Origin of the sequence: Vagococcus martis, assembly GCF_002026305.1 — a bacterium.
Taxonomy (GTDB): Bacteria; Bacillota; Bacilli; order Lactobacillales; family Vagococcaceae; genus Vagococcus; species Vagococcus martis.
On sequence record NZ_MVAB01000001.1, the window covers coordinates 1,080,115 to 1,094,127 of the forward strand.

The 14,013-nt window shown below is 35.5% G+C and carries 10 protein-coding genes; 3 read left to right on the top strand and 7 right to left on the bottom strand.

All coding sequences use genetic code 11. The features are described from left to right. Positions 1–16: 16 nt before the first annotated feature. The 6 genes from BW731_RS05115 to BW731_RS05140 form a co-directional block, all read right to left on the bottom strand. The gene (locus tag BW731_RS05115; protein ID WP_079346322.1) at positions 17–1,420 is read right to left on the bottom strand and encodes a C69 family dipeptidase; all 1,404 of its coding nucleotides are present in this window, start codon (positions 1,418–1,420) and stop codon (positions 17–19) included. 29 nt (positions 1,421–1,449) lie between these two features. Beyond that, positions 1,450–2,781: a C1 family peptidase gene (locus tag BW731_RS05120; RefSeq protein ID WP_079346324.1), complete on the bottom strand. Its 1,332-nt coding sequence runs from the start codon at positions 2,779–2,781 to the stop codon at positions 1,450–1,452. Positions 2,782–2,806: 25 nt separating this feature from the next. Then, positions 2,807–4,225: an APC family permease gene (locus BW731_RS05125; RefSeq protein WP_079346326.1), complete on the bottom strand. Its 1,419-nt coding sequence runs from the start codon at positions 4,223–4,225 to the stop codon at positions 2,807–2,809. Positions 4,226–4,693: 468 nt separating this feature from the next. After that, positions 4,694–6,319 carry an amino acid ABC transporter ATP-binding/permease protein gene (locus BW731_RS05130; RefSeq protein ID WP_158080164.1) on the bottom strand — a complete coding sequence of 542 codons (1,626 nt, stop codon included), beginning with the start codon at positions 6,317–6,319 and terminating at the stop codon, positions 4,694–4,696. Continuing rightward, positions 6,312–8,063 (bottom strand): ABC transporter ATP-binding protein/permease, encoded by a 1,752-nt coding sequence (locus tag BW731_RS05135; RefSeq protein ID WP_079346330.1) that lies wholly within the window; start codon positions 8,061–8,063, stop codon positions 6,312–6,314. The genes BW731_RS05130 and BW731_RS05135 overlap by 8 nt, the downstream gene beginning before the upstream one ends. Beyond that, entirely contained in the window at positions 8,060–8,458 is a 399-nt protein-coding gene (locus BW731_RS05140; protein WP_079346332.1) for a YbaN family protein, read from the bottom strand. Before BW731_RS05140 ends, BW731_RS05135 begins: the two co-directional genes overlap by 4 nt. 175 nt (positions 8,459–8,633) lie before the next feature. Here BW731_RS05140 and BW731_RS05145 point away from each other — a divergent pair, with 175 nt between their 5' ends. From BW731_RS05145 to BW731_RS05155, 3 genes are all read left to right on the top strand, one after another. Beyond that, positions 8,634–10,205: an Nramp family divalent metal transporter gene (locus tag BW731_RS05145; protein WP_079346334.1), complete on the top strand. Its 1,572-nt coding sequence runs from the start codon at positions 8,634–8,636 to the stop codon at positions 10,203–10,205. A 138-nt stretch (positions 10,206–10,343) separates the two neighbouring features. Beyond that, positions 10,344–11,537 (top strand): MFS transporter, encoded by a 1,194-nt coding sequence (locus BW731_RS05150; RefSeq protein WP_079346336.1) that lies wholly within the window; start codon positions 10,344–10,346, stop codon positions 11,535–11,537. Between the two features lies 1 nt (position 11,538). Beyond that, positions 11,539–12,972 carry a M20 family metallopeptidase gene (locus BW731_RS05155; RefSeq protein WP_079346338.1) on the top strand — a complete coding sequence of 478 codons (1,434 nt, stop codon included), beginning with the start codon at positions 11,539–11,541 and terminating at the stop codon, positions 12,970–12,972. A 40-nt stretch (positions 12,973–13,012) separates the two neighbouring features. Here BW731_RS05155 and BW731_RS05160 read toward each other — a convergent pair whose 3' ends face one another. Then, positions 13,013–13,876, bottom strand: coding sequence for an SDR family oxidoreductase (locus BW731_RS05160; protein ID WP_079346340.1), 864 nt, complete (start codon positions 13,874–13,876; stop codon positions 13,013–13,015). Positions 13,877–14,013: the final 137 nt, after the last annotated feature.

Here is a 14,013-nt window from a genome sequence, read left to right on the forward strand (position 1 = left end):
CTTCTCTAGCGACTTACTAAACGTCTTTAGTAATATCAAATGTCAGTTTAGATAATCCCAAACCTTTTTGGACCAAATCACCTATATGTTTCATCGCTAATTCGTTCATTTGGTCAATATTTTTATTATTTTGTTCAGTTAAGAACTCTTCGATATTTTTAATATTGCCTTCTTTAACAGCTTTATCTGTTTCTAAGACAAGATGTTTTGCTAATGTTTTAGCAGCTGTTAAATAGTCAAAGTTTACAGAAGATAATTTGTTGTAATCACGTTCCACTAATACTGCTAACGTACGATACATCCAATAGGCTTGGTTAATATCATAGCTATCTGTTGTATCACGGTAGCTTTTTGGTGTATCTAAACTATTAGCGAAGAATGGCACATACGGGTTAAAGGCAGTTGGTGCGCTATTTAACCAAATGATTCCAGCAATTTCTTCAGGTACGTTGTTTCTGATTTCTAAAATATGAGATTCAGCCGTACGGTTCATAGAGATTGGTCTAAATATATTGCGATCTACATCGCTCTCAGGATTAAATGGATCATAGATTGTTTCATCAAAGTGTGAACTTAGTACAGCAGCCACATCATTGACTGTCAGTAAGCGATTTGGTTTAAAGACAAACGGCATATCACTACTTCTAGGATCTTCTACTTTATGACCTAAGTAGTTTTGACCATACCACACGCGAGCAGTATTGTATTGTCTGTCTTCTTTTGTACTGGTTCCAAAAATATGGCGGAAATTAAACCCTTCATAATCTGGATTAAGTTGATACTCATCAACAAATTCGCGAATCCCTTCAGAATACATAAAGTTTTCTGGGTCGTTGAAATTAATTTCTTCAATGATTGATTGGTTGGCAATCACTGCACAGCAATCATCTGGCACACGTTGAGCGACCCAATGATGACCACATGGAATTTCCATATACCATACTTCATCTTTGTCACTAAAAATGACACCATTTCCTTCATGAGAACCATGTTCTTTAATCAGTTGACCTAAATAAGTTACACCATCTCTTGCTGATTCGATATATGGTAAGACCATATTAAGTAATGAATCTTCACCTAAACCAGCTGGAGTTAATGGGTCAATTGATAGAACATCTGTATTTGAGAAAATACTTTCTGTTGAGCTCATGGCCACATTTTTTGAGTTAATTCCAGCTTCACCAAAAATACCAAGTTTACTTTCATCCAAAAATGGCACCATTGTATATTTCAATGATTTGTTTGGGTATTTTTCAGTAAATTTCGTCATATTACTTTTATAAGTGCCACTCACATGAGCATCTTCAGCAACAGTAATAAAACGAACGGGTTGGATAGGTTCTTCAGAGTCACAGTTTCTAGCAATTAGAGTAGACCCTGTTCTAGAGGCTTTTTTTCCGACAACAACGGTTGTACACATACTATTTCCTTCTTTCTATTGATACACGCTTAAGCGATTGGGTTCATAGGGTTCCAAAATGGTAATTCGACAGGTTCTGTTACTAAGGCTTGTTTTAAGTCTTCTGTTAGATAGTCTTTTTTCACAACGACTTCAAAGACAAATTCATCCATCCATTTGTCATCCATCACACAGTAACCTTGGTCACCGATTTTTTCTCCCCAACTATTTTCTACTTTCCATTTAGTTGGCATATCATCCACAAGATTTACGCCACCAATTACCATAGCATGTGTTGGTAAGCTTTCTTTGTAGTTGAAACGATCGCCTTTTGTCATTGAAAAGTCCATGTTGAATAACTCTTCAAATTTATATAAATCATGAGACATGATCCCTTTTTGACGGTCAAAATGTTTTAACACATCACAACCAAACCAAACTGGTTCACCAGCTTTTAATTGTTTAATTGTGGCTTGTTTTAACTCATCCATTTTAATGTTTAAATAACGGTTTGGTGTTCCACCTACCATGTTTCCTGATAAAGCCACTTCGTAAACTTTACCAAAAGGCATGTTTTCAGCTGGAACGTTGATTAATCCAACATAGTCCGTTACATCAATATCAATGTAGTCAGTGTAAAGTTGTTGTGGTGTTAACCCTTGATAAGAAGTGTATTTTTTGTCTTTATCTCTAAATGTAAAGTCAATTGTTTTTGGTGGTGTCCCTAAAGCAATTGATAATAATCTGTAAACTTCAGATAGACTTTTTTCGATGTAATCTTTAATAGTAGATTCTGTCGCATTGTCTTTAACAAGTTGTCTTAACTCAACAGCATCACGTCTTAATTTACGATTTAACATCGTATTTAATTCAGCTGATGTGATACTACAGCTTGAGTCGTTCATTTCATAAATTGGTACGACCCCATATTTTTCTACTAATGAGATGATTAAGTTCCAATCGCCACCATCTTGTTGTGGTGAGTTGATTAAAAATTGAACGTCGCGACTAGAAATAGGTTCTGTGGCTGTTTGAAGGATATTTTGATAGAAGTAATTTGCTTTTTCTAATTTGTCATAGAAAAACAAATAGTTTTGTGATAATTCAAAGTTTTCAATATTGTATTGTTTTTCTAATTGGAAACGAATGACGTTTAAACAAGCAAACATCCAGCAACGACCACTTTGATTTTGGTTTGTTACTTTATGTGAATCAATATCAATCGAAAAGTTAAAGTTCGCATCATCAATTGCACGAATATTTTCAGACGCTTTAAAAATACCGTTTGTTGTGGCAGCTGTTTGGGCGATTTCATTTGCTCTGTCATTGTTAAATTGTTCTTGCATGTTGTTAATTTGATCAAAAGTTAATTCGTTTGTCATAATAGAACACTCCATTCATTTATTTTTATTTTGTTGAAACATGTGTTGATGCACTTTGAGTTGTGGTTGCGACTTTGTCAGCCAATTTTGTGGTTGCTTGAGCGACTTTACCTTTTGGTGCTTGTGGTGCTGATGGTGAGTCTGGTTTGTTTTTGATACTTGTGTAGTACATGATCAATCCAACAACAAACACACCGACGATTAGTAATAAAACATCTAATCTAAAGTTAGTTAAAAGATACATTGAAATAATCAACGCAATAATTGGAATGGTATCTCCTCCCTTTAAAGAGAACCCATTATTTGGAAATTGTTTTGTATGTTTAAATTTAATCACGGCTAAAATTGATGGAACATATTGGATAAATGATGCTAATACAATGGCCGCTACTAAGAAAATGTAACTAAATGACACTAAGAAAATACTGATAATCATCGTAATAATGACCGCAATATAAGGTGCATCATTTTTATTTCGTTTACCAACAGCTGATGGTAAAAGATTATGTTCTGTTGATAAAGATGCAGCTAAAACTGGTGTATTAAATGATACGGCAAATGCCACACCAAAAATTGAAATAATCATACCAATGACAATAAGCACATATGCCCAATGACCAATAGAAGAATTCAGTGCTTGCGCGATAGGAATATCAAATTTTGCAATACTTGGTCCTAAGATACCAATCGCTGTTGCTTGTACTAACACATAAATAATAGTCACACTAGACATAACGGCGATTAATGCTTTTGGAATATTTTTTTCTGGGTTGTTCATTTGTCCAGCTGCTACTGGGATAAATGAGAATCCAGTAAACATGTAAAATACCACACTAAATGCTTGACCAAAGTGACCAAAGAAGCTACCTGTTGTTTTCACATTTTCAGGGACAATTGGTGTAAAGTGTGCTGTTTTGATAAAGAACACACCGACAACAAGGAAGAATAATAGCGTAGCAATTTTAATAATTGAAGACACACTGTTGATTTTTTTAACAATACTTGTACCAAATAGATTGATAATACTTAATAGAACTATCACACCAATTGGAAAAGCATATTTCGCAATTGGGTTATCTAACGCCGGATACATGCTTTTTAATGTTCGATGTAAGGCAACAGATTCTGCTGTAAATGTCAGGCATCCTAAAAACCACGAAAATAATCCAATTTGAAACCCAGTAAATTTACCAAATGCATTATACGAATACAACCAAGCTGCTCCTGATCCTGAAAATCGACTTGATAAATCCGCATAACATAATGCAACCATACTTACTGTTAATGCTGCAGTAAGTAGAACCAGAATACTCATTACCCCAATATTTTTATAAATCTGTTGCGGTAATAAGAACGCTCCTGACCCGACAATTGCATTGATACCCAAAAAATAAATTGACGTAAACGTCAACTTTTTATTAGGTGTTGCTGTTTTCGCACTCATGACATATCATCTCTCCTCTTCATCCATTTTTCATGAATTCGTTTTTAATATCGTTTGTGAGTAAATCATAACTCTTTTTTTTTACAAAAACAATCTTTGGTACTAATGTAGAAAAAATGTCATATTAATGCTTAATTTCAATAACATTTAAACTAATTATGTTTTATTTGCGCTTTAATTTTGTCTTAAATATGAGCATATTTTTATCGAGTTGTGGAAATTATGTCTATTTATCGAATAAATTGAGATGATAATCCGCCTGATATGGACTTTTCCCCTAATTCGGTCACATTCATTTTTTTAGTCAAAAAAATAACTAACTTATTTCAATCTTTTTGTATAAAAAGTCATTTTATACGTTATTAAACCGAAAGTTAGATAATTAATTCACTATGACTTTATAAATCAGCCTTTTCCTAATGATAATCAAAAAAAATAACGACTTACCTTCACGATAAGTCGTTATTTCTATAGATTGATAATCTCGTCAGCTTGTGTTAATGAGGTATCTCGGTGAGAAACCATCACAATCAAGCGCTGATGTCGTTCTTTTTCGATTGCTCTAAGTATAATTTGCTCGTTTAAATAATCCAAGTGGCTAGTCGGTTCATCCAAAATCATCACAGGAGAGTCATGTAAAAACAATCTAGCTAAGCCGATTCGTTGTTTTTCTCCATCAGACATATCTCGTTTTCCTTGTTTGATTTCTGTCTCATAACCATTTGGTAGTGACATAATCCACTCATGAACAGACGCTTTTTTTGCTGCCTCTTCAATCATCTCATCACTTGCATCGGACAATCCCAACCCAATATTTTCTCGAATCGTTCCGGTAAATAAATCAGTGGTTTGTGACATATACCCTTCGATGCTATATACATCTCTTGTGTTAATCTCTTTTATATTTCGCTCATTAATCGCAACATCACCTTTTAATGTATCAAAAAATCGCATCAATAAATATAACAACGTACTCTTTCCACGTCCACTTTCTCCTTGAACTCCAATGAAGCCCGTTTTAGGAAACTCTAGTGTGACATCTTCTAAAATCAATTTGTCTGATACATAACCAAACGACACGTCATTAACCGATAACTGAGCAAAGTCATCTTTATATAAAGAGTCTGCCTGTGTTATCTCTAAAACAGCTGGCTCTTCTGCCATGACTTGTTTTAATCGTTTTGCAGAAGAAAAAGTCGAAAGTAACTCATTTCCCAACATACTAAGTGGGATAAATGGACCAAACGAACTGACAAATACAACACTGGCAATAATTAATTTATCTGGTTGAACGGATAGGACAATGCCAAATAAGACAAACCAAATCATCCCTAAAGCCATAATTAATTCCATGTACCATTGAATGTTACGCAGTTGACCTGTTTTTTTCAGTGATACTCGGTTGAGTGTTTCGCCACGTTGACGTAATCGTTGTAGCATTTGTTCTTTCAGGCCATATTGTTTGATATCTTTTTTTCCTTCACTCATTTCGATCACAGATTGATTTAACTGAGATAAGCTAGCCTTATAATCATCTCCAATTTGTTTCGCTTGTCGGTACTGAATACTTGGAAGATACACGCCCATCAATAAGTACACTCCTAACGCGATCAGCCCAAGAACAAGATGAATTCTACTAAAATAGATAACCAATCCAAGTCCCATAATACTAGCAATCAATACTGGTGACACTGTATGAGCAAAAAAGATTTCAAGCATCTCAACATCACTAGTAATCAACGCAATATAATCACCTTTTGCTCTATTTAACAATTTCGCTGGCGCTAACGTTCGTAATTTCTTAAATAGTACGTGTCTGACGTCTGCTAAAGTATGGAACGCAATAAAATGATTCATGTACTGCTCGCCATATCTTGCCACACCACGTAACACAACAGCCACAACTAAACTAAAAATCAGCCATGAAAAATTACTAATATGCGAGCTATTTACTACTGTTGTCACACTCACATAAGGGATATAAATGACACAACAGTAACTTACCACACCTAACAGCACTGCCGTCATCACGCGAAGTGGGATTTTTTTTATAAAGGATAACAACCATTTGATGGTATCAAGTGTTTCACGCATTATAATCCAATCCCCCTTCCAATAACTCTTGTTCTGATAATAAAAAGTGTTGATACACACTAGATTGTTTAGACAATACATCATGCGTTCCAACTTCTACTAATTCACCATTATCAAAGACTAAAATACTATCCATCTCTTTTACCGTGTACAAACGATGTGAAATAAATAGCACTATTTTGTCTTTTGCCAATCGTGTCACAGCGTCTAATATCGCTTTTTCACTATCACTATCTACACTTGATGTGACTTCATCAAATACATAAATCGTCTTATCTGCTAATAAAGATCTAGCAATTAACAAACGCTGACGCTGACCTCCTGACAAGTTTTTACCATTTGATTGAATGACATAATCTAATTTTTCCGGTTGGGCTCTTACAAATTCAAATAATGTCACACTATCTAATACACGCCACAACTCATCTTCTTGGGCATCTTTTCGTCCCATTAACAAATTCTCTTTAATACTACCTTCAAATAAGTAACTTTTTTGATTCACAACAACAATATCATCTTGTAAATCAGATAAACTAATCGTATTTCCTTGACTATCATACCCGGTAATCGCCCCTAAAGGAGTCGTATAATCACCTGTCAACAACTTACTAAACGTACTTTTACCTGAGCCAGACTGGCCAATAATGCCATATAGATAGCCTTTTTCAAATACTGCACTCACTTTTTTTAGTGCATAATGCTCATCATCGTCATAACTAAACGAGACCTGTTCAACTTCAATACGAGTTGGTACGGCTGTATGTTTCTCGTCACGAGACTTAGAGAGTGGACTATTAGGTGTATCCAAGAAATCAAATAACCGCTTTGATGCACTGATACCATTCATTGCCACATGGAAAAACGACCCTAATTGACGTAATGGGATAAAAAACTCAGCGGCTAATAGAATAAAAATTAGCATTTGGGGTAGTGAAACCACCCCTTTGACATAACCTGACAATGCTAAAACAATCCCAATCGCTGCCCCACCATATGCGATAATATCCATCACAATAAGTGAATTCAGTTGCATCTTCAATAAATTCATCGTAGCTTGACGAAACGATTCAGCTCGCTGATCCATTTGACGTTGCTTCATTCTATCTTGAGAAAAAACTTTTAACGTCGTTAATCCCATCAAGTTTTCATAAAACTGTTCGCCTAAAATCAAATAACCGTCCCAATACTCGCCTAAAATCTTTTTGGCAATTTTCATAATAGCCATAATAGATAATGGAATGAAAGGAATACACAGTAACAAAACAATAGCCGGCTTACTATACATAAATGCCAGTACAACAAACACCGTTAGACTAGATAACAGACAATAAAAAAATTGCGGAATAAACCGAGAAAAATAATTTTCTAACTGCTCGACGCCTTCCACAGATAATTGTGTTAATTCAGTATCATTTAATGTTTGTTGACTCGCATCAACTTCTAAACTTTTGGTTAATACAGCTGTTCTCACATCTAGTCTTAAACGACTCGATGCAAAATGTGTGCAGTGGGATTGCCAATTATTAGCGATTGATTTAACAATCAAACTAACCACAACCACCCCGACAAAACTAAATAACATCAATGGGGAGACTTCTTTTTTTGTATAATATTGAGCAAGCGTGACGCATAAAATGCTGACTGTTGCAATATTCGCTAACAGTGTCCCCCATTTTGATAGGACAATCCCAACGATATATTTTTTATCATCTTTCAATAAATTCATTAATTGCTTATTAATCATAGATCGATTCCTTCTGCCTTTGATAGTTTTGCTTTTCTCTTATCTGAAAAATACACTCTAAAGAATATGACATGGCCTACAAAGACCACAATCAACGCCATCCTCATAATCGTATTTGGCACCATCACAAAAGGAATAGCCAATAAACAAAACACGGTCACTAATATTTTTAGTTGTTGTTTTTTTGTCATCTTTTTTTCTACAATATATTCCTCTACATATTGCTTGTACCATTTAGTCGCAACAAAATAATCATGTACTTTTTTTGAACTATTTAGCCAAAAAAAAGAGGCGGCTAAATAAAATGGTACAGTGGGTAATAATGGAATGATGATACCGATAGTTCCCAAAATAAACATTATACAGCCCAAGATAAAAAAGATTATACGCTTCATCCAATCTCCCCCTTACTTTTTATAAATAGTTATGTTCATTCTAAATGAAAAAGGTTCTCACTGTCAATCGAATCCCAATTTCTCACATTCTACTTTATTTATTCAATAAACTTTACTTTCACATTTGTAGGTTTAAGTGTATGATATGTACAGAAAAAAATAAAGGAGGGGTAAAATGAGTGAACCTCATAATAATCATGAACCTCACAAACTAATCGCCCATACAAATGGACGCTCTTTAGAAGAAATAAATGGATCAGTTGAGGTGCCTGTAGGAAAAGGATTTTGGCGAACATTACTCGCCTATTCAGGACCTGGGGCGTTAGTTGCTGTTGGGTATATGGACCCAGGCAATTGGTCAACATCCATTACAGGTGGACAAAATTTTCAGTATCTATTGATGTCTGTCATTTTGATGTCTAGTTTAGTTGCTATGCTCTTGCAATACATGGCTGCTAAGTTAGGGATTGTCACCCAAATGGATTTAGCCCAAGCGATTCGTGCTAGAACGAGTAAAAAACTGGGGATTGTCTTATGGATTTTAACTGAGTTAGCTATTATGGCCACTGATATTGCTGAAGTTATTGGAGCCGCAATTGCCTTGTATTTACTGTTTGGTATTCCACTGCTCTATGCCGTACTTATTACTGTATTTGATGTTTTGCTACTATTACTTTTAACAAAAATCGGTTTTAGAAAAATTGAAGCGTTAGTTGTCTGCCTAATTTTTGTCATTCTTTTTGTCTTTATTTATCAAATTGCCTTATCAAATCCATCATGGGGAGCTGTTTTTGAAGGCTTAATTCCTACTAAGGATACGTTTGCTGACTCACCAAGAATCGGGGGACAAACACCTTTAACTGGTGCACTAGGAATTATTGGGGCAACGGTTATGCCACATAATTTATACTTGCATTCAGCGGTGTCTCAAACAAGAAAAATTGACCATTCTGATGAAAACCATGTTGCTGAAGCGGTTCGTTTTTCAACTTGGGATTCAAATATTCAATTGACTATGGCATTTTTCGTCAATGCCTTACTGTTAATTATGGGCGTGGCCGTTTTTAAATCCGGCACTGTCAAAGACCCGTCATTCTTTGGATTATATGAAGCTTTGTCAGACCCTAATACTTTAAGTAATGGACTTCTTGTCTCTGTTGCCAAATCAGGTGTCTTATCCACTCTTTTTGCTGTGGCACTTTTAGCATCAGGACAAAACTCTACCATTACAGGAACGTTGACTGGACAAGTCATCATGGAAGGGTTTATTCATATGAAGCTTCCAACATGGTTAAGACGTCTAGTGACACGTTTAATTTCAGTCATTCCTGTTGTTATCTGTGTCATGATGACAAGTAAAAAAGGAACATTAGAAGAACACGAAGCGCTTAACAATTTAATGAATAACTCTCAAGTATTCTTAGCTTTTGCCTTACCTTTTTCAATGATTCCACTCCTTATGATGACAAACAGCGAAGCTGAAATGGGGCATCGCTTTAAAAACAATGGGCTTGTTAAATTCTTTGGCTGGGTTTCAGTTATTGCCTTAACTTACCTCAACTTAACTGGACTCCCAAGTCAGATGGAAGCTTTTTTTGGTGACAATCCCAATCAAACAGAACTAACAACAGCGCACAACATTGCCTATGTGATCATTATTGGTGTACTACTTCTTTTAGCTTGGACCATATGGGATTTGTATAAAGGAAACAAACGAATCATGGAAGCATCGCAAAATACACCATAATCATTTACCAATAGGATTGAAGTTATTTAAGTCAATCCTATTTTTTTATTGTTTTTTTCATTTAATGTATGTATTATTAAGTAAACATTAAATTTTTTTAATTTTCACTTAACTTACCTCACATAAGGAGTTGGAAGTATGGAACATAATACAAATACTACAAAAAAAAATACAATCGGTATCGTCTTATCACTAATGATTGGTTATTCTATCCTTTATATGGATAAAAGTATGATTTCAACCGCCATTATCCCGATTTCTTCCGAATTTAACTTAGATGCTGCTCAGACTGGTCTTATCATGTCTTTTTTCTTTTTAGGTTATTCTCTCATGCAAATTCCTGGTGGCTGGTTAGCTGATAAAATTGGAGCAAAAAAAGTCTTAATGCTATCCATGATACTCGTTGCTATTTTTTCTGCCGTATTTGGCTTAGTGGGTGTCCTGTCCGCTTTTGTTTTAGTAAGATTTTTTGCTGGTATTGGACATGCCGGGTACCCATCTAGCGTGACAAAAGCTGTCGCAACAAATTTTGAGCCAGAAAAACGTACCTTAATTCAATCCATCATTTTATCGACATCTGGGATTGGTGGCATATTAGCCTTTACTTTAGGTGCGAACCTTATCAATATAAACTGGCGATACGCCTATTTCGTCTTAGCTGGACTATTTATGTTATCGCTCATCTTAATTTTTTTGTTCATTCCTAACACTGTTCCTATAAAACAAACAAATAAAAAACGCATCCCATTCTCTCATGTATTCTTAAATCGTAACGTTATTTTTCTTGCAATGGCTATGTTACTACAGAATTTCTTACTATATGGAAATATGTCCTGGTTACCATCTGTTTTAAACCAAAAGTTTGAATTGGATTTAAAAAGTATCGGATATCTATTAGCTGTGAATGCTCTATTTCAAACTATCGCAACAATGTATTCAGGTGTGTTACTATCCAAACTGTTTTTAGGAAAAGAAAAACTCTTCATTTTTTTAACAACATCACTCACTGCCGTGTTAGTGATTGCTTTTATCTTTTCCAATAGCTTAGTGTTATCTATGATTTTCTTAGTATTGGTTAGTATTTTATCTGTCAGTGCTTTTACAGCTATGTTTACTCTACCACATAAGCTAATTAATCCAGAAATTATCGGGGCATCTATTGGATTTATCAATACAGGTGGCACACTCGGTGGTTTCCTTGCACCTATGATTTTAGGACAACTCATTAAGGTTGGTGGTGGATCATTTACTCTGTCATTTGTGTTTATGGCAGTCGCTAGCATCCTTGCTGGTTTAACTGTCTTATTTGGTATTAGAAAGGAAGAAAAATAATATGGAAAAAGCAAAACAACGTATCAATGAATTAATCGAGAATAAAAGAGCAACTTTTATTGAAGCAGCAGATAAAATTTGGGAAACACCTGAGACACGATTTGCTGTAGAAAAATCCGTTCAACCTTTTTATGATATTTTAGAAAAAGAAGGATTCTCTATTGAAAAAGGGCTGGCAGACATGGACCATAGCTTTGTTGCTACATATGGTTCTGGAAAACCAGTTATTGGTATCTTGGCCGAATATGATGCATTGAGCAATTTAAGTCAAGTTGCCGATTTAGGTGAACAAAAAGCCCAAGTCCCAGGTGGCAATGGACATGCGTGCGGTCATAACTTACTGGGAACTGGCGCATTAGCTGGTGCTGTTGGGATTAAAGACTATATGGAAGAAAACAACCTAAGTGGTACCATCAAACTATTTGGTTGTCCTGCTGAAGAAAGTGGCTACGGAAAAGCCTATATGGCAAGAAGTGGGGTATTTGATGATGTAGATACTGCATTGTCATGGCATCCTTGGGACATTAATGGGATTTGGTCAATTAGTAGCTTAGCAGTGTATCAAATCTACTATCGTTTCAAAGGTATCGCTGCTCATGCCGCTGCTGCCCCTGAGTATGGCCGTAGTGCGTTAGATGCCGCCGAATTGATGAATGTCGGCGTACAATTTTTACGTGAGCATATCATTGATGAAGGCCGTGTTCACTATGCCTTTCGAGATGTAGGAGGAGATTCTGCTAATGTCGTTCAACCATCTGCGGAATTACACTATTTTATTCGTGCACCAAAGATTGAACAGGCCAATGAGATATTCAAACGTGTCACACGAATCGCTGAAGGTGCTGCATGGATGACTGAGACAGAATTAGAAATCGGGTTTGATTCCGCATGTTATGACTACATTCCTAATCAAGCTATCTCTACCGTCATGCAAAAAAATCTCGAAGAATATGGAAATGCGAATCTAACAAAAGAAGACCAAGAATATGCTCAACGTTACTACGATACTTTACCTGATGCAACAAAAGAACACTTGATTAATCGAGCGAAACAAGTCGATCCAACTTTATCAGACGACGATGCAAAACGATTGGGTAGTTTACCTGTTTCAGAACAAGTTATGCCTTTAATCTTCTCTGACGAAACACAAGGTTCAACAGACGTTGGAGATGTTAGTTGGATCTGTCCAACAGCACAAGTATTTATTGGGTGCGAACCTCAAGGAACACCAGCACACAGTTGGCAATGGGCAGCTAATGGAAAATCTAGCGTCGCTCATAAAGGATTAATCGCTGCAGGTAAAGTCATCGCAACAACAGCTTACGACCTATTAACAAACCCTGAATTAATCGAAAAAGCTAAAGCAGAACACCGAGACGTTTTAAATGGTAAAACTTATGTGTCTGCGATTCCTGAAGATGTGTTACCAAAATAAAAAAAATCCAGACAAGTTTTTTACGCTTGTCTGGATTTTTTTAACCATTTAATACTGCTCCACCATTAACGTGTAAGCATTGGCCACTGATATAACTACTATCTTGATTAGAAGCTAAAAAGACAAAACATGGTGCAACTTCATAAGCTTCACCACAACGTTTCATTGGTGTATCTAATCCAAATTTATCATGTGTCATCCCTTTCATAGTCGCAGGAATCAACGGCGTCCAGATTGGGCCTGGTGCTACACTATTAACACGAATTTTTTTAGCGATAAATTCATCACGAACAGATAAAGAACGAGTATAGCCTATCACCGCACTTTTCGTAGTAGAATATGTTAATAAATAAGGATGTCCACGGTAAGCATTTACCGATGCATTGTTGATGATAGAGGCTCCCTCATTAAAATGTGGAAATAAGTATTTTGTAAAATACATGAAGCTATAAATATTAGTCGCAAATTCACGTTGAACTTCTTCTTCTGTGATATCGACAATGCTATCACGCTCGTGTTGTTCTGCCACATTGTTTACTAATATATCAATTGTTTCAAATTGTTCAATAAAAAAGTCAACGGCTTCTTTTACCACATGTTCATACCCAACATCACCTTTAAATAAATAAACAGTGGATCCCAGTTCTTCTGCACGTTTTTTTACTTGAAACGCATCTGCATCATTTTCATAATACACAATACCAAGATCTGCCCCTTCATGAGCATATGCTATCGCAATTGCTGCTCCGATCCCACTATCGCCTCCTGTGATAATGGCACGTTTACCTTTAAGCTTGTTAGCTGATAAATAATTAGGATCTTCAATTAGTACCTCTGTTGATAGGTAATCACTACCGTCTTGTTGATGATAATCTTCTTTTGGTTTGTTTAATTTATGTTCCAATGGTATCTCTCCTTTTTATAAACTTTCGTTAGTAAAAAATATACTCATCGTATAAATATAACTACAAATAAAACATTATCACAAAAAAAGTTATTTTACTAAAAGATAAAGACCATAAAATCATATTTTATATAAAT

Bases quoted from the DNA above. Each gene is read 5' to 3' on its own strand.
- BW731_RS05145 (WP_079346334.1), top strand. From the start codon at position 8,634: ATGAGTGAACCTCATAATAATCATGAACCTCACAAACTAATCGCCCAT.
- BW731_RS05155 (WP_079346338.1), top strand. From the start codon at position 11,539: ATGGAAAAAGCAAAACAACGTATCAATGAATTAATCGAGAATAAAAGA.
- BW731_RS05140 (WP_079346332.1), bottom strand. From the start codon at position 8,458: ATGAAGCGTATAATCTTTTTTATCTTGGGCTGTATAATGTTTATTTTG.
- BW731_RS05115 (WP_079346322.1), bottom strand. From the start codon at position 1,420: ATGTGTACAACCGTTGTTGTCGGAAAAAAAGCCTCTAGAACAGGGTCT.
- BW731_RS05135 (WP_079346330.1), bottom strand. From the start codon at position 8,063: ATGATTAATAAGCAATTAATGAATTTATTGAAAGATGATAAAAAATAT.
- BW731_RS05130 (WP_158080164.1), bottom strand. From the start codon at position 6,319: ATGCGTGAAACACTTGATACCATCAAATGGTTGTTATCCTTTATAAAA.
- BW731_RS05125 (WP_079346326.1), bottom strand. From the start codon at position 4,225: ATGAGTGCGAAAACAGCAACACCTAATAAAAAGTTGACGTTTACGTCA.
- BW731_RS05150 (WP_079346336.1), top strand. From the start codon at position 10,344: ATGGAACATAATACAAATACTACAAAAAAAAATACAATCGGTATCGTC.
- BW731_RS05120 (WP_079346324.1), bottom strand. From the start codon at position 2,781: ATGACAAACGAATTAACTTTTGATCAAATTAACAACATGCAAGAACAA.